The following is a 16023-nucleotide window of genomic DNA, read 5'->3' on the forward strand; positions in this document are numbered from 1 at the left end:
GGGATCAGGGAAGGTCCTGCCCTTCAGCGCCCACCAGTGTCAACGCGTCCCCGGGCTCGGCCAGCGCGGCCGGCTCGCAGAAGGCCGGCCAGTCGTACCAGCCGTCGTCGGTACGCGGGGCGTCCGGGCCGTACCAGCGGGCAAGCCAGGAGTAAGCCGTCGCCACAGTGGCGGTTGCGCTGCCGGAGCACAGCGCGGACACCCTCGGCGCCAGGGCCTGGCGCAGGAGGTTGGAGCGGGTCAGCAGGACCGTCGGCGTGCCGGTGAGGGCGAGCATCACAGCCCGCTGCGCGGCCAGTACGCTCTTCCCGCTCCCCGGTGGGCCGTCGATCACGTGGTTTCCCTCGAAGGGCAGCCCGTCGAGCAGCGCCCGCTGCGTGGGGCTGAGGTCGCGATAGGCCAGAGTCGCCGTTCCGCCCATTCCTGGGTGGCCGCGGCCCGGGCGGCCGCCACGATCGGCTCGAAGAAGCGGGGAACGCCGCCTGCACCCACGATGAGTCGAGAACTACACCTCGACCTCAGCCGCGCGCGGCGTAGGCGACGAAGCTCGACCATCCCTCGTGGCCGACAGCCAGGGACGGACGGGCCACGTCCTTCGAGTCCCGAACGTGCACGGCGGTCTCAGCTACAGCGACCTCGACGCAACTGTCCCCCTGCGCGCTGCTGTAGCTGGACGTGAACCAGTCGAGGTCGGTCACGGTGCTCATAGCGCTCCTCGTATCTGCTCAAGCAGGCCGACGGAAGCCATCGGGGAGAGGGCCTGCGATCGCAGTCTCGCATAGCGCATGTACAGCTTGCTGACCTCCTTCCGGTCCGCGATCAGCCTCCCGTTCTCCTGGCCCTCCGAGTATCCGCGCCACTGGCTGTCCGGTGTCTCCAGCAACTGGATCGGACCGGCCAGGCACGCATGCTGTTCGCTCTTCGTCGGCATGATCTGGAAGACAACATTGCGGGGCGCGATGGCGTCGAAGACGTGGTCCAGCAGGTCGCGCGTGACGTCCACACCCCCGAGTCCGCGAGTGCACACCCTCTTCGACGATGAAATAGAAGACCGTGTGCGGCCTGTCCGTGAGCAATCGCTGGCGCTCCAGACGGGCGCTCACCGTTGCCTCTACCTCAGCATCCGACATCGGCGGTATGTCGTTCTCACACAGAGCGCGCATGTACCCCTCCGACTGCAACAGCCCCGGCACCAGCCGGCACTCGTACGTGCACAGGCTCACGGCCACCCGTTCCAGCCGCGCCCACCGCCGGAACCACGCCGCCAGCCCAGGCTCGCCCCGGGTCAGGTGCCGGGCGGCCTTCCTCAGCGCGCCCGTGTTGCCCAGTGCCTCCTCCGCCCGTTCCACGAAGTCCTCGTCCGGCATCCTGCGGCCCAACTCCACCGACTCCACGGTGTGCTTCGAGAACCGGACCCGCGTCCCGAACTCCACCCGGCTCAGCCCCGCATGCTCCCGCAGGGCCTGGACGACGGCCCCGAACGTCCGCAGACTGTCCGACGGGTCCGGTTCGCGCTCCCAGTCACCCGCTGCCCCCTCGACGCCGACCTCGCCACCCACGATCGTCATACGCGGCCACCTCCAAGTACGTGCATGGGTCTTCCCCGCGACTGACCGACCCAGCGTGACGGCCGCCACCCCGTACCGCCCACTCCGCGTGCCCGTACGCTGACTCCGCGTACGGGGCGCACCCCTCGCGGCCCCCTCCCCACCACCGCCACCGTGGTCCCCATGACCACCTCCTCCCCACAACTCGACACCACCCCGGGTGTCCTCTCCCTGCTGCTGTCGTCCACCCGGCGCGGGGCCCGGCTCGGCCGGTTGCTCGCCGTCACCGAACTCCGCAGCCGTCCAGGACCCGCACTACCTCGACGAGGAGGGCGCGATCCGCATGAGGCCGGACTTCGTGCTGTACGGGCCGGACGGCGCCCCGCGGGCGGTCGCAGACGCCAAGTACAAGGCGGAGAAGCGGAACGGCTACCCGGACGCCGACCTGTACCAGATGCTCGCCTACTGCACCGCGCTGGGACTGCACGAGGGACATCTCGTCTACGCCAAGGGAAACGCGCCGCACGCCGCCCACCGGGTCCGGCACGCAGGTGTCGTCCTCCACCAGCACGCCCTGGACCTGGACCGGGAACCGGCCGCGCTTCTGGCCGACATTGCCGGGCTTTCCCGGCAGATGGGCGCTGACCTGCCCGTGTGATCGGCGGCGGAGTGCCCCTCCAGGGTGGGGAGTTCACGTCGTGCCGCGGCCTCGCGTTCGCCAACAGCTTCCGGGAGAGCCACGACGTCCTGGAAAAGCCGATCAAAGCCGGCATGAGCAGGCGATGGAGAAGTTCCAGAAGCTGACCGTTGCCGCCGCCCGCGTCACGCCTGCGAGGCGGGCGATCCCGGACCCGGACACCAGGTGCTCCGGCGAAGCACCCTCCATATCAGCCATGCCGCCGGCGACACGACCGGCCCAACGTACACAGGAATCCGGCTACTCGTCGTCGCGTCGCCGAAGTCGAAGGCCAGCTGGTGTGCCGGCGTCGAGTTCCTGCCTCCGCCCACCACTGAGGCGTCTCGTCGCGCCCGCTGTCGGCGACGCGCACGACCCGCAGCTGCTTGCCGTAGGGCAGTGGGTCTGCGAGGAGTCGGCGGGGGGATTCCCTACCGCCCGAAGTTAGGGTCGTAAGGACCGAGCCCGTCCTGCGACCGCGGGTTCGGGCGTCGGCCAGGCGCCGGCCGGGCGCCGCCGCACTACCCAACCCCTGGAGGAACCCCGCGATGAACGTCGCCGTCTGGGCGGCCGTACGGCGGCGTCCCGTCCGTTTCCTGCTCTCCCCCTGGCCACTGCGGGCGTGGGCTTTCCTGCTCAGCGGCACGGTACTGGGCTGGCTGCTGTTCGCGGTGCTGTCCGTGCTGCTGGTCGCGGGCATCGGGCTGTCGGTGGTCGGGGTCGGGCTGGTGCTGCTGGCCGGGGTAGCGGTGACTGGCGTACCCGTCGCGGCGCTGGAGCGGCGACGGCTCCGGCTGGTGGAGCCCGTCCCCCTGGTCGACCCGCACGGATCGCTGCCGGGGGCCGGTGCCGTGCCGTGGCTGCGGACCCGGCTCAAGGAGCGCGCCACCTGGCGGGAGCTGGCGTACACGCTGCTGTTCGCCGTGGTGTTCACGGCGGTCGGGATCGGTTTCACCGCCCTGCTCGCCCTGTCCGCGATCCTGCTCGTGACACCGGTCATCGTGTGGGCCATCGCCCCGGACACGGTGATGCTCGTCCCGGGGCGGCCGATCTCCGACCCGGTCGCCGCGCTGCCGGGCACCCTGGTGGGCCTGGTGGGGCTGGTGCTCGCCGCGTACGCGGGCGCGCTGCTGGCCGGTGCCCAGGTACGGGCCGCCCAGTTCCTGCTCTCGGCCCGCGGGGAGGACCTCGGCAGCCGGGTCATCGAACTCACCCGGTCCCGGGCGCGGCTGGTCGACGCCTTCGAGGCGGAGCGTCGGCGCATCGAACGGGACCTGCACGACGGCGCCCAACAGCAGTTGGTGGCGCTGACGATGACTCTGGGCCTGGCCGAACTGGAGCTGCGCGGGCAGGACTCCCCCGCCCTGCCGCTGATCACGCGGGCCCGCGGGGAGGCCAAGCAGGCACTGGAGCAGCTGCGCAGCCTGGTCCGCGGCATCCATCCCCAGGTGCTCACCGACCACGGTCTGGCCGCCGCGGTCAGCGAACTCGCCCTGCGCAACCCGATCCCGGTCACCGTCGACATCGCACTCCCCCGCCGACTTCCCACCCCGGTGGAGAACATGGCGTACTTCACCGTCACCGAGGCGCTCACCAACGCGGCCAAGTACAGCGGCGCCGCGCAGGTCGTGGTGCACGGCCGGCTGGAGGGCGAGCAGCTCGTCCTCGTCGTGAGCGACGACGGCCGGGGCGGGGCCGACCCGACCGCCGGGTCCGGTTTGCAAGGATTGGCTGACCGGGTGGCGATTCTGAAAGGCAGGCTCATCGTGATCAGTCCCGTCGGCGGACCGACCCAGCTGCGGGTGGAGGTGCCGTGCTCCGCGTAGTGATCGCCGAGGACGCCGTCCTGCTGCGCGCCGGCCTGGTGGAACTCCTCTCCCGGGTGGGCCACGAGGTGGTGGCGGCCGTCGGTGACGCCGGGGAGCTGGCCCGCGCCGTTGACGCGGACCGCCCCGACGTCGTCATCACGGACGTGCGGATGCCGCCCGGGTTCCGGGACGAGGGGCTGCGCGCCGCGCTGGAGCTACGGGACCGGCATCCCGGGCTGCCGGTCCTGGTGCTCTCCCAGTACGTCGCCACCGCGTACGCCAACCAGCTGTTCGCCGGCGGTCCCGCGGAGGGCGGCGGCCTGGGCTACCTGCTCAAGGACCGGGTCGGGGAGGTCTCCGAGTTCCTGGACGCGCTGGACCGGGTGGCCGGCGGGCAGACCGTCATCGACCCGGAGGTGATCCGGGTGCTGCTCCAGGCCGCGGACAAGCCGCTGCTGCGGCTCACGCCACGCGAGCGCGAGGTGCTGGCACTGATGGCGGAGGGCCTCAACAACCAGTCCATCGCACGGAGGTTGACGGTCACCGAAGCATCCGTGGTCAAGCACTCCGGCAACATCTTCATGAAGCTGGACCTCGATCCGGCCGAGGGCAACCGGCGGGTGCTGGCGGTCCTGGCACACCTGCGGGGAGAACAGGCGTAGCACACCGGTGACGGTTCCGGGCCGGTCGGGCGGGTGGGGCGGTTCGGCCGGGGCGGGGCACCACCCCCGGGGGAAGGGGGCGGTGCGGGCCCGGCCCGGCCGTCCGTCACCCCCGGCCGGGGCCTGGGCCCCGGCCGGAGTCGGACATCCGCACCGCCGGCAGCCGGCCGGTTTCGGACAGGGGCAGATCGGGATCCAGAAGGGCGTTGAGCCGGTCCGCGGACCCTTCCCAGGACCAGTGGCGCTCCACCCATCGCCGGCCGGCCTCGCCGCGCAGGGTGCGCTCCACGGGCGAGGTCAGGGTCCCGGTCAGCGCTTCGGCCACCGCGGCGGGGTAGCGTCCGTCGACCACGGTGCCGGTGACACCGTCGAGGACGGTGTCGGGGGCTCCGCCCGAGTCGCCGGCGACCACCGGGAGGCCGCCGGCCGCCGCCTCCAGGAACACGATCCCCAGGCCCTCCGCCTCCAGACCGGCCCTGCGGGTCCGGCACGGCATCGCGAACACGTCGGCGGCCGCGTAGTACGGGGCGGTCGCGGCGTGGTCGAGCCCGCCGGTGAACACGACCCGGCCGGGCGCGTACCGGGAGGCCAGGCGGCGCAGCCGGGCCGCGTCCGGACCCTGCCCGACAATCACCAAAACCGCGTCCGGTGCACTCCGCAGGACTGCAGGCATCGCCTTGATCAGTACGTCCTGTCCCTTGCGGCGCACCAGTCGGGACACGCAGAGGATGACCCGGCGACCGGTCAGCCGGTGCCGCTCGCGCACCCGGCGGGCCTCCTCCGATCCGCCGTCGCCGGGCCGGAAGGCCGCCGCGTCGACGCCCGGCACCAGCCGCTCCAGCCGGGCCCGCGGGCCGAGCGCGGGTGCGATCCGGGACCGGGTGTACTCACCCAGGTACGTGACCACGTCGACGTGGTCGCCGATCCGGCGCAGCAGCCGGGCGGCCCCCGGTGTGCGGGCCCACCAGATCTCGTGCCCGTGGGTGGTGGCCACCATGCGGCGGATCCCGCCGCGCCGCAGGGCGGGGGCCATGGCGGCGAGGGGGGCCGCGGCCCCGAACCACACCCGGTCGGCGCCGTGTTCCCGCGCCAGGGCCAGGGCCCGGCGGGTGACGCGGCGGGTGGGCAGCAGCATCCGCGCCGGATCGCGTACGACGGGGAAGGGCAAGGCGGCGTCGTACTCCACCGCGCCGGGCTCGTCGGAGGTGTACACCACGACGTCGTCACCGGGCATCCGGGTGGCCATGGCGTGCACGAACGTCTCGATGCCGCCCTGGCGGGGCGGGAAGTCGTTGGTGACGATCAGGGTGGTCATGCGGCGGGTCCTCCGTCGTGGCCGGCGGTGTGGCGAGGGTGCGGGGGGCACTGGTGAACAGGTAGTTGCGGCGTTCCGGGGTGATCCGGTCGACCTCGGTCCAGCGGTCGCCCCGCCGGCCGTGGGTCCGTTAGCCGTAGCCGGCGAGGCGCTCCGGCAACTCCTCGGCGCGGCAGGCTCAGCACGCCCCGTCCGGGCCGGGCGCCCAGCGCGGTCCGGTGGACGGTGACCCGGGCGGAGCCGCCGAGCAGCCGGCCGGTGGTGCGCAGCCAGCGGGCGGGGCCGGGCAGCGGTTCCACGCTGTGGACGTGCCCGGCGGGCCCGGTCAGATCGGCCGGCACCCAGGAGTGGAGCCCGTAATCGGCGCCGATGTCCACGCACACGGTGCCGGGCCTCACCAGCGGGGGCTGTCCGCCCACTTCGTCCTCCACGAACGGCAGCCGGGCGGCGCCCCAGCACAGCGCGGCCGCGACGGCGGCGGACCGGACCCCGCTTCGGCGTGCGCCTCCGGCGCGGGCGGTCACCGGACACCTCCGGCCGGCACGGGCAGCGCCGGGACCGGGGGCGGCCCGTACGGCCGTTGCGGTGCGGGACCGGGGCGCGCTCCGGCCCGTACGAGCCGCGACCACACCACCAGCAGGACGGGCAGAGCGAGGTAGCCGAAGCGGCCGGCGGGGGCGAGGAGGAAGGCGAGGGAGAGGCCGAGGGCCAGCCGGTCGGCGGCCGCGACCAGGTCGCGGGGCGGCCGTACGACGAGGGAGACCGCCACCGCCAGCCCGCCGGCGAGCAGCAGCCCCACGGCCGTGAACCAGCCGGCGGGGCCCAGCTCGGCGAGCAGTCGGCCGGGCAGCGGGCTGCTCGCCGGGGTGGTGAACTCACCGCGCCCCGTGGGGAAGGCGAGGACCTGCTCGGCCATGGCCTTTGGGGACAGGAATACGCCGGGCAGGACGGCCAGGGCCGTGCCGGCGAGCGCGACGAGGCCGGAACGGGCGGCCGCCCGCAGCCCGTCCCGGTGGGCGAGCAGGGCCATGACGACCGGTGCGGCGGGCCACGCGGTCCACTTCAGCGAGCACGCCGCGGCCAGGGCGAGCCCGGCGGCCACCGGGCGGTGCCGCGCGGCGAGGACGAGGGCGAGGCACAGCAGGCCGGCGAGCGGCAGGTCCACCCCGCTTACCGCGAGCGGCAGGGCGACCACCGGAGAGGCGACCAGGGCACCCACGGCGGTGCGGTACTCCCGCCGCCCGCCGGCACCGGGCACCGACCCGGAGGCGCGGCGCCCGGCCCACAGGCACCCCGCCAGCACCGCGGCACACCAGAGCCGGGCGTCGCCGAGCACCCGCACGACCGGGTCGTCCGCGCCGAGCAGGGCCCGGGGTATCCCGAGCAGCGCCATGCCCGGCAGGTACGGAGTGACCTCGGTGACGGACCGCGGCTCGTCAAGGTAGGGCGTCGCCCGCTCCACCACCAGCCGACCGGCGCGCTCGATGACTTCGACCTCGCTCTGGGCCTGACCGCTCACCAGCAGGTACGCCAGCGGCACGAGGACCGCCCCGGCCAGCGCCGCACCCACGGCGACGGCCCTCGTCCGCTCCCGGTCCGGGCCGCACGCGACGACCGCTGCCGCCACCAGGTACCCGACCGCCGCGCACGCCCCCCAGAGCCGGTGGGTCTCCAGGGTGGACACGGCTGGAAAGGCCGCCGCCCAGACGACGGCAACGGCCCAGCCGGCCGTCCACAACGGCCTTCTGTACGCGGCGAGATGGGGGGCAACCCGAGGAATCAGCACCCCTTCATTCCACCGAGGGGCACCCCTTGCGGTCATGACGTCCAGGTCGAGACCTGATGGTCGGGTTTACTCGACCGTCAAGGCCGGACGCACACGGCCACGACGGCCTGCATCACGGCCGCCGGGCGCAGCAGGGCGGGGCGGGGCCGTTCGGGCAGCGTGCCGCGGCGGATGGCAAGCCGAAGCCCGTGCACGCCGCCGTCGGCCACGTGCCCTGCGGGCCACCGCTTGCAGGCAGGCGGCGGGCGTGCCGGAGTCTTCGCGTACCGCCGTTCGCGTCCCTAAGGCGAAGCCGATCGGTTCGCTGCGCCGCCGGAGAGGAAGTCGCGGCGAAGGCTTCCGGCCTACCGACCCGCAGATCCCCCACCTATGATCCGTGATAGCTTTCATCACGGAATAGCATTGGCAAATCCGTGAGCGTGACCGTCGACCCTGATCGGCGGGTCCGATCGGAGGGAACCGTGGCTGATCTTGATCGGGGCCGGTGGACTCGGCCCCCGCACCGAGGGGATTCGGTCGCGGAGGGTTCGCGGGGCGGCCTGCTGCGGAGTGCCCTGCGGCCTCTGGGCCCCGGCGACCCTCGGGAGGTCTCGGGGTACCGCCTGCTCGCCCGGATAGGCGAGGGCGGCATGGGATCGGTCTACTTGACCCGCACGCGCGGCAAGCAGCCCGTCGCGCTGAAGATGATCCGCCGCGAGTACGCGGAGGAACCGGAGTTCCGGCGGCGTTTCGCACAGGAGATCCACGCGGCACAACACGTACGCGGCTACCACCTGGTGCCCGTGCTGGATCACGACGCGGACGGTCCGCAGCCCTGGCTGGCCACCGCGTACGTACCGGGGATTGCGCTGGACGAAGCCTTGGACGCGTTCGGGCCTCTGCCCGTGCAGACGGTCCTCCGCCTGGTGGCCGGGGTCGCACGGGGGCTGGAGGCCGTCCACGCCGCCGGTGTCGTCCACCGGGACCTGAAACCCGGCAACGTCATGCTGGCCGCGGACGGGCCGTGGGTCATCGATTTCGGCATCGCGCGGGCCGCCGACTCCACGCGCCTCACGCGCAGCGGCGGTGTGGTCGGCACACCGCAGTTCATGTCGCCCGAGCAGGGCACGGGCGGGCACATCACCCCGGCGAGCGACGTGTTCTCCCTGGGCCTGATCGCCGCGGTGGCCGCGACCGGGCTGCACCCGTACGGTCCGGGCGGCGCCCTGACCATCGCGACCCAGATCGCCAACACCGCCGAACGCCCGCCGGACCTCTCCGCATATCCTGACGTGCTGCGGCCGATTCTGGAGCGCACGCTCGCCGCGGACCCCGCCGCCCGGCCGACACCCGGCGAACTGCGGTCCTGGTGCGAGCGGCTGACGGACGGCGACCCGGCCGGCCGGCTCCCGGAGCCGTGGGCCACCGCGGTGGCGGATCGGGAGCGTGAACTCGGCCGATGGTCCGCCGAGACGCCGGCTGACGGATACGTCCCCACGCGCCCCGATGCCGGACCGCCACCGCGCGCGGGCGGCCCGGGGCCGACATTCCCGAGCGCCGCACCCGCCCGGACCCCACCCCAACCGGCCGCACCCCCTGCCCCCCTTCGGCCACCCGGCGGCAAGCGGACGGCCGCGGTGATCGCGGCGGCGGCCGCCCTGACGGCCGCCGCCGGGACGGCCTGGATGCTGACAGGCCGGGCCGACAGCGGGGCCGCCGCCGACTCGGAGCCGGCCCTGAGCAGCCCCCGGACGTCCGGCTCCGGGGCGACGGCCGACGGCGGCGCGCAGGACGCGCCCGGTTCGGCGTCCTACAAGCTCCTCTTCAAGGACCGGCCCCTGCAGATCGGGCCACCGGCCATGGGGTCGGTGATCAGTGTCGACCTGGACACCCCGCAGGTTTCTCCGCGCGGCCGGATCGGCGACCCGTCGGCGGAGATCACGTACCTGGTGAACGTCATGACGCTCCGGAGCCCGGTGGCGAAGTCCCCGGGGTCGTCGCCGGAGGCCTGCCGGCAGGCGGTGGCGAGCGCCCCTCTCCCGACAGCCATCCCGAGCACCGAGCTCACCAAGGACGGCACGGTCAACGAGGGCGACCGGCTGTGCACCGTCACCTCGGGGGGCAGGCTGGCGATGCTGCGCATCACGGGTGTCACACCGTCGGGAGTGGCCTTCCAGCCCCCCGCCTTCACCGGCGAAGTCACCCTGTGGACGATTCCCGCCGGCAGTCGGCCATAGGCCGTCGACGAGCGAACCACCCCCCGTGCGGGTCGCCGGGGCGCTGCCGGCCGGTCAGGCCCGCGCCTCCGCCGCGGCGGCCGCCCGGGCGACGGCTTCACCCAGGCGCTCCCCCGTGTAGGCGTGGCCGCCCATGCCCCAGCCCCCGTCAGGGGCGTTGACGATGTTGATCCGGATGTCGTCGCGCTCATGGCCCGGCGTCATGAGCCGGTACGCGATGTCGGTGGCCTTCTCGATGAAGGCCGCCCGCGCTTCGACGGAGGCCAGTCCGATGTCGGGCAGCTTGAGTTCGATCAGCACAAGGGACCGGTTGACGCCCCCCGCGTACACGTGCTCGGGGTCGAGCACGTGCAGTACGCCGGCGACCATGGGCGTGAAGAAGGTGTTGCCGGTCAGACCGCTCACCTCGATGAGCGCGTGGCTGAGCTGCGGAATGATCTCCCGCTCTCCGGCCGGAGTGAGGGCGCCGGTGGATGCGATGACGGCGATGGGCATGGGTGTGCTCCTTGGATGCCATACAGATGAGCTAGTACGTACGTCCTAGCGAGATGCACTCTGGAGTAGGATGGGCGTCCTAGTCAAGCGGGAAGCCACAGGGAGGGCGAGGCGGTATGGCCAAGGAGACCCGGGGTCGGATGGTGGACGCCGCGGTGGACTCGCTGCGGGAACACGGCTTGCAGGGCATGTCGTTCACCGATGTGCTGGCGCGGAGCGGCGCCGCCCGCGGCGCCATCTACCACCACTTCCCCGGCGGCAAGAACCAGCTGGCCACCGAGGCCGCCACCCAGCACGGCCGCGAGGTGCGCGACCGGCTCGCGGAGCTCGGTGCGGCGGACCCCAGGGGGGTCGCCACGGCTTTCATGGAGTTCGCCCGGCCGGTCGCCCAGGCTGCCGCACAGGGCGCCGGGTGCGCCGTCGCCGCCGTGACCGTTCCCGCGGACGAGGAGAACGGCGAGTTGTGCCGCTCCGCCGCCGCGACCTTCGCGTCCTGGACGGAACAGCTCGAACAGAACCTGCGGCAGGCGGGACTCGCGCCGACCGACGCGGAGGAGAAGGCCGCCCTGCTGGTCGCCCTCCTCGAGGGCGCGCAGGTCCTGTGCCGGGCGAGCGGCAGCACGGAACCCTTCGAACGAACCGCCCGGGCCGCATTGGCACTCTTCGCGGAATCCTGACGCGCGACGCACGCACCCGACCGCCGAGCCCGGGCAAGGGTGTCGGGAAGGACCCTCGACATCCGCGGTCGACGGTTCCGACCTCACCCAGGAGGCTTTCCCGGTGGGACGGTGGGCGCAGACTGCCGGCTGCCCCTTCACCCGTGGACGCCGTGCCGCCGCGGGGGAGCCGGTCGGCAGCAGCCCCGGCGGGCGGCGCAAGACCGGGAGCGCTGTTCACGCATTCGACAAATGAATCCGTGGCACGTTCGAGGGGGGGAGCCTCATGCGCCCGGCCGAACGGGAAGCCCCTCGCTCGTCGGCGGACTCCATGGCGGCACACGGAGCCGGGTGCGGCTCCTCCGCGGAGCGCCGGGGCCGGCTCAGCCCGTGCCGCCCGCCCGGCGGGCGGCACGCGCCCTGTTGCCGCACCCGATCGAACACCATGCCTGATCCCGCCTGCGGGCGAGGAAGAACATCCCGCAGCTCGGCGCCGGGCACCGGCGCAACCGCGCCTGCTCCGGCCCGGCGGCCAGCACCAGCGCCTGCCTGGCGACGGCCGCCGCGACCGGCCCGCCGGCCTCCTGCTCCGCGAGGCGGCCTGCGTCGTCGACCCGGAACGTCACGGGGGCCCGCGCGGCCAACGCGTTGAGCCGCGCCCTCGCCGGACCCGGCAGCGGATCCTGCCGCGCCGCCGCGTCCAGCGCGGCCCTGACGGGGGCCCGCAGCTCGACGAGATCCTCCAGGGGCAGGCCGGCGAGCTCCCGGTCGCACGCCTTCCCCCGCCAGGACGCCAGCAGCTCCGGGTCGCCCAGCAGGTCGACGTCCCCTCCCTCGCGACCGGCTCCCACGACAACGGTGTTGACCAGGTCGAGGACCGGCCGCTCGCCGATCCACGGCATCTCACGCAGGTTCTTGAGGGACATGCCATCAACCTACCGGACCCACGGATTCCTTGCATCGAATCCGTGATAGCTTGCAATCACGGATTCGGGCATCGAAATCCGTGAGTCGACTAGGGAAGGGTTCCCATGAGCACGACCATCGAGTACGTCCGCTTCGCCTGCGCCGACCCCAAGCAGCTCACCGCCCACCGCAGCAGGCTGGTCGCGCTCCTGCGCGAGCGGTACGGGTCCGACTTCCTCGGCGCGCACCTCGCCCGCTACGAGGACGGCTCCCTGATCGACCTCATCCTCTGGGCCTCCCCGGAAGCCGCCGCCCGCGCGGCGAAGGAGATGCCCGGAGACCCGGCCGCCGGGGAGTTCTTCCGCCTGATCGGCGAGGTCCACGAGATGCGCCACGCCGAAGTGCTGCACAGCACGCAGCAGTAGCCGAACCGGCACCTGCGGCCTGCGGCCCGCGACCACGCGGGCGGGCACGCCGCAGGTGCCGGAACCGGACAGGAGGGGAGAGCCGCACCCACGGCCGGGCCTCTCTTTCAGCCGACGCGCACCCCACCGAAGGAAGCCGTCATGGCGCGACTCGCCAGTCGCAACCTCCTCTCCGGCGCGCACCGCGTTTGACTCCGGAGCAACGGTCGGCCCTACGCCTCCTGCGCCTTCCCCCTGCACATCCGACCGGAAGCCGACTCGGCCGAACGCCCCCACAGGTCTTGCGTGCGAGGCGTGTCAGCGCCGCCACCGCTTGCGTCCCGCCCGCGGCACCGGCCAGCTCCCCTCGCCCCCGCACCCCGCCCACCCGTTCCCCGTCCGAGAGGATCGACGATGCACGGCATGGCCCCTGCGTTTCGGCGCGTGATTCCGGCGATCGCGGCCATCGGCCTGGTCACCGGCTGTTCCCAGCAGTACAACGACGAGCGCGGCAAAGGCGACGCGCCGGTCCAGGGCCGCTCGGGGGACAACACCCCGGCCGAGGTCTTCAACATGCCCGACGGCTTCGGCAACCTCGCCACCAAATGCGTCGGCCACGGCTTCCGTGCCTACGTCACCACCAACGGGGGCGGGCCGTCGAACCTGGAGATCGTTCCGGACAGCTCGTGCGCGGACTGACCGAGACACGCGAATCGGCCGTTCCGCCCGGGCCTGCGGAGCACAGGTCCACCACCGGGGCGGCTCCCGCGCGCCGGGCGAGGGCGACCGCCCGGCACGTCCGCCGCGCCCTCGTCGCCTTCACCCTCGCACTCCTGCTCTCCGCTTGCTACGCCCACGTCGAAGTAGAGCCAGGGGGTGCGGATCCCCTGGTCGGGGGCGGCTCGGGCGAGAACACTCCGGCCGAGGTCTTCAACATGCCCGACGGCTTCGGCAACCTCGCCACCAAATGCGTGGGAGTCGGCAAGCGCGCCTATGTCACCACCCGCTGGGTGAGGCACGACGATCCGCCCGTCATCGTCCCCGCCGACACCGTCGTCGTCGACGATCCGACCTGTCAGGCTCCCTGACCTCCCCGTGCCCGGAAGTCGTCCATGAGCAAGCTGAGGTAGTCACGCGCGCCACATGCGCCGCCGGCGAGTGCCGCGGCCTGGCCGGCCCACAGGCTGCTGAGATCCTCCCGCCCTTGGGCACCGGCTTCACGACGGACGGACTGCATCAGTGCGCTCTGCACGGGGTACGCGGGCACGGTCTCCTCGTACGGGGCCATGTCACGGACGAACCGGTTCACGATTCCTCGGGCGGTACGGCCCGTGAAGAGGCGCGTGAGGACGGTGGTGCGGGCCTCGGGGGAGCCGAGTGCCCTTTTGTGGGCTTCGCTCGCCCCTGACTCGCGGGTGGCGAGGAAGGCGGTGCCGATCTGGACGGCGTCGGCGCCCAGGGTGAGCGCCGCGGCCATCCCCCTGCCGTCGGCGATCCCGCCGGCGGCGATGACGGGGACGCTCACGGCGTCGGCTACCTGGGGCACGAGCGAGAACGTCCCCACGAGCGACTCCCGTACCGGCCGCAGGAAGGCGCCCCGGTGGCCGCCGGCATCGGCGCCGGAGGCCACGACGGCGTCGACGCCGGCGCGCTCCAGTGCAACGGCCTCGTCCACGGTGGTCGCCGTGCCGATCACCGCGATGCCGCGGCGGCGGGCCTCGTCCATCACCCTTCGGGGCGGTAGGCCCATCACGAAGCTGATGACCGGGGGCGCTGCCGCGAGCAGCGCGTCCACCTGGGCGTCGAAGTCCGGCCCCGGCGTGACGTCCTCGACCGCCACCGCGGGTAGCCCGAGTTCGTCGTAGTACGGGCGCAGCCGCCGGATGTGCGGGGCCAGTTCGGCAGGGTCCGGCCATGGTCCGGCCTCGTCCTGCTGGGGGACCCAGAGGTTGACCGCGAACGGGCGGCTGGTCCGGGCCTTCAGCTCTCCGACGAGGTCCGCGATCTCCTGCGGTTCAAGGATGTGCGCCCCGTAGGAGCCCAGCCCTCCCCCCTCGGACACGGCCACGGCCAGCGCGACTGAGGACAGGCCCCCGCCGAACGGGCCCTGCACGACGGGAAGTGCGATGCCCAGCAGATCGCCGAGGCGTCCGGCGCTCACGCCGTCACTGCCAGAGCGTCGGCGGCCTGGCGGCCGTGCACGAACTGCAGCGCCGTCCGGGCGACATGCTCGCCGAGGTGCCGCGCGGTCCGCAGATCCGCCTCCCTGGGCGCCTCCTCCGGACCGAGGTCGGAGGGCGACTGCGCCATGGCTCCCACGAACGAGCCCAGCCGGTTCAGGTCCTCGGGGCTGCCACCGGAGCTGTAGATCCAGCCGGGCATCAGGCCGAGGGGAACCCAGTTCATGCCGTGCTGGGCCGCAAGGACCGTCATGGACAGCAGCGCGTTGTCCTTGTTGCCGTTCACCCCCGCCGAGTTGGTGAACCCGGCGGCGAGCTTGCCCTGCCAGCCGCGCGCGGCCCAGACAGGGGCACTGGCCTCCACGAAGCGCTGGAACACGGCCGAGGTGGCGCCCATGTATGTGGGGGAACCGAAGACGATCGCCTCCGCCTCCGCCAGAGCCGCCCACAGGCCCTCGTCGAGCGTGGAGACGTCCCGCAGATCGGCCAGGACGCCGGGCACCGCCGCGGCGCCCTCCGCCACGGCCGCCGCCTGCCGGGCCGTATGCCCGTATCCACTGTGGTAGGCGATGACGACAGAGATGGGTACAGGCATGTAGCCCTCCATAGAGTGGTGTATGCCCCGGAATCGGGGCGAACGGTCAACCGGACGCTGGTGCCGGGACCGCCTCCGGAAAACACACTAGACGACCGGTCAACTATTACGCCACCCGGCGCACCTCCGAATTAGTTGACCGACCGTATACTCGCACCATGGGACGCACCAGCACCGCACGCGAGCGGCTCCTCGACGCCACCGGCGAACTCATGCAGCACCGGGGGTACAGCAGCCTGGGAGTGGCGGAGATCTGCGCCGCGGCAGAGGTCAAGAAGGGCAGCTTCTACCACTTCTTCACCTCGAAACAGGACCTCACCCTCCAGGCGGTCAACGCCTACTGGGAAGGCCAGCGCGGCGCCTGGACCCTCGCGCTGGACGGCCCGGACCCCGCCCTGGTCCGACTCCGCCGGCTACTGGAGGGCATGGCACAGGTCCAGCGGCACAGGAAGGAGACCTGCGGCACTGTCGACGGCTGCCTGCTCGGAAACCTCACCCTCGAACTCAGCACCCAGGAACCTGACGTTCGAGCCAGGCTGGAAGAGATCTTCGACGAGCAGACCGCGCTGATCGGCGACGTGCTCGGCCAGGCCGCGGACGAAGGCGACATCCCTCGCGAGCACGCCGAACAGTCGGTCGCACGCGCAGTGATCGCCCACCTGGAGGGGCTGGTGCTGTTCGCCAAACTCAAGAACGACCCCGCGGTCCTCGACACGCTCTGGCCCCACACACTGCTCCTCGTCAGCGCCGAAGAGCCGTAGACAGCCCCGGTACGGA

Annotated in this window: 16 protein-coding genes and 2 pseudogenes; 9 read left to right on the top strand and 9 right to left on the bottom strand. The window is 72.8% G+C overall.

Going from position 1 to position 16023, the window contains the following annotated elements; translation table 11 throughout:
* Positions 1-4 precede the first annotated feature (4 nt).
* From MUK52_RS07150 to MUK52_RS07160, 3 genes and pseudogenes are all read right to left on the bottom strand, one after another.
* A complete protein-coding gene (locus MUK52_RS07150) occupies positions 5-421 on the bottom strand; it encodes a DEAD/DEAH box helicase family protein (RefSeq protein ID WP_284575154.1) in 417 nt (138 codons plus the stop codon).
* A gap of 97 nt (positions 422-518) precedes the next feature.
* On the bottom strand, positions 519-707 hold the full coding sequence (locus MUK52_RS07155; protein ID WP_284575156.1) for a DUF397 domain-containing protein: 189 nt from the start codon (positions 705-707) through the stop codon (positions 519-521).
* Positions 704-1568 (bottom strand): annotated as a pseudogene (locus MUK52_RS07160) (helix-turn-helix domain-containing protein). The gene MUK52_RS07155 and the pseudogene MUK52_RS07160 overlap by 4 nt, the downstream one beginning before the upstream one ends.
* A gap of 274 nt (positions 1569-1842) precedes the next feature.
* Here MUK52_RS07160 and MUK52_RS07165 point away from each other — a divergent pair.
* The 3 genes and pseudogenes from MUK52_RS07165 to MUK52_RS07175 all read left to right on the top strand — a co-directional run.
* Positions 1843-2205: pseudogene (locus MUK52_RS07165) on the top strand (5-methylcytosine restriction system specificity protein McrC); the annotation flags it as partial.
* Between the two features lie 566 nt (positions 2206-2771).
* The gene (locus tag MUK52_RS07170) at positions 2772-4049 is read left to right on the top strand and encodes a sensor histidine kinase (RefSeq protein WP_284575160.1); all 1278 of its coding nucleotides are present in this window, start codon (positions 2772-2774) and stop codon (positions 4047-4049) included.
* A complete protein-coding gene (locus MUK52_RS07175) occupies positions 4037-4693 on the top strand; it encodes a response regulator (protein WP_284575161.1) in 657 nt (218 codons plus the stop codon). Before MUK52_RS07170 ends, MUK52_RS07175 begins: the two co-directional genes overlap by 13 nt.
* A gap of 106 nt (positions 4694-4799) precedes the next feature.
* On the opposite strand, the gene MUK52_RS07180 is transcribed toward MUK52_RS07175, so the two are convergent.
* Both MUK52_RS07180 and MUK52_RS07185 read right to left on the bottom strand, forming a co-directional pair.
* Complete coding sequence (locus MUK52_RS07180; protein WP_284575162.1) at positions 4800-6008, bottom strand: glycosyltransferase family 4 protein; 1209 nt, start codon at positions 6006-6008, stop codon at positions 4800-4802.
* Positions 6009-6528: 520 nt separating this feature from the next.
* Complete coding sequence (locus tag MUK52_RS07185) at positions 6529-7692, bottom strand: glycosyltransferase 87 family protein (RefSeq protein ID WP_284575163.1); 1164 nt, start codon at positions 7690-7692, stop codon at positions 6529-6531.
* Positions 7693-8396: 704 nt separating this feature from the next.
* Between MUK52_RS07185 and MUK52_RS07190 the strand changes: the two genes are divergently transcribed.
* Positions 8397-10010, top strand: coding sequence for a serine/threonine-protein kinase (locus MUK52_RS07190; RefSeq protein WP_502963621.1), 1614 nt, complete (start codon positions 8397-8399; stop codon positions 10008-10010).
* A 54-nt stretch (positions 10011-10064) separates the two neighbouring features.
* Here MUK52_RS07190 and MUK52_RS07195 read toward each other — a convergent pair whose 3' ends face one another.
* Positions 10065-10505 carry a tautomerase family protein gene (locus MUK52_RS07195; RefSeq protein ID WP_114054606.1) on the bottom strand — a complete coding sequence of 147 codons (441 nt, stop codon included), beginning with the start codon at positions 10503-10505 and terminating at the stop codon, positions 10065-10067.
* Between the two features lie 116 nt (positions 10506-10621).
* Here MUK52_RS07195 and MUK52_RS07200 point away from each other — a divergent pair, with 116 nt between their 5' ends.
* Positions 10622-11182, top strand: a complete 561-nt coding sequence (locus MUK52_RS07200) for a TetR/AcrR family transcriptional regulator (RefSeq protein WP_284575165.1) — start codon at positions 10622-10624, stop codon at positions 11180-11182.
* Between the two features lie 362 nt (positions 11183-11544).
* On the opposite strand, the gene MUK52_RS07205 is transcribed toward MUK52_RS07200, so the two are convergent.
* Positions 11545-12087 (bottom strand): ABATE domain-containing protein, encoded by a 543-nt coding sequence (locus MUK52_RS07205; RefSeq protein ID WP_114054605.1) that lies wholly within the window; start codon positions 12085-12087, stop codon positions 11545-11547.
* A gap of 105 nt (positions 12088-12192) precedes the next feature.
* On the opposite strand from MUK52_RS07205, the gene MUK52_RS07210 reads away from it, so the two are divergent.
* The 3 genes from MUK52_RS07210 (at position 12193) to MUK52_RS07220 (ending at position 13559) form a co-directional block, all read left to right on the top strand.
* On the top strand, positions 12193-12492 hold the full coding sequence (locus MUK52_RS07210; RefSeq protein WP_284575166.1) for a hypothetical protein: 300 nt from the start codon (positions 12193-12195) through the stop codon (positions 12490-12492).
* Between the two features lie 402 nt (positions 12493-12894).
* Positions 12895-13170 (top strand): hypothetical protein, encoded by a 276-nt coding sequence (locus MUK52_RS07215; RefSeq protein ID WP_114058516.1) that lies wholly within the window; start codon positions 12895-12897, stop codon positions 13168-13170.
* Positions 13158-13559 carry a hypothetical protein gene (locus MUK52_RS07220; protein ID WP_114054603.1) on the top strand — a complete coding sequence of 134 codons (402 nt, stop codon included), beginning with the start codon at positions 13158-13160 and terminating at the stop codon, positions 13557-13559. Before MUK52_RS07215 ends, MUK52_RS07220 begins: the two co-directional genes overlap by 13 nt.
* Here the strand turns inward: MUK52_RS07220 and MUK52_RS07225 are convergent.
* Together MUK52_RS07225 and MUK52_RS07230 are read right to left on the bottom strand one after the other, a co-directional pair.
* Positions 13547-14632 carry an NAD(P)H-dependent flavin oxidoreductase gene (locus MUK52_RS07225; RefSeq protein ID WP_284575169.1) on the bottom strand — a complete coding sequence of 362 codons (1086 nt, stop codon included), beginning with the start codon at positions 14630-14632 and terminating at the stop codon, positions 13547-13549. The genes MUK52_RS07220 and MUK52_RS07225 overlap by 13 nt on opposite strands.
* Positions 14629-15246 (bottom strand): flavodoxin family protein, encoded by a 618-nt coding sequence (locus MUK52_RS07230; RefSeq protein ID WP_284575173.1) that lies wholly within the window; start codon positions 15244-15246, stop codon positions 14629-14631. The genes MUK52_RS07225 and MUK52_RS07230 overlap by 4 nt, the downstream gene beginning before the upstream one ends.
* A 158-nt stretch (positions 15247-15404) precedes the next feature.
* Here MUK52_RS07230 and MUK52_RS07235 point away from each other — a divergent pair, with 158 nt between their 5' ends.
* Positions 15405-16007 (top strand): TetR/AcrR family transcriptional regulator, encoded by a 603-nt coding sequence (locus tag MUK52_RS07235; protein ID WP_284575174.1) that lies wholly within the window; start codon positions 15405-15407, stop codon positions 16005-16007.
* Positions 16008-16023: the final 16 nt, after the last annotated feature.

Source organism: Streptomyces sp. 2P-4 (assembly GCF_030167965.1).
Taxonomy (GTDB): Bacteria; Actinomycetota; Actinomycetes; order Streptomycetales; family Streptomycetaceae; genus Streptomyces; species Streptomyces globosus_A.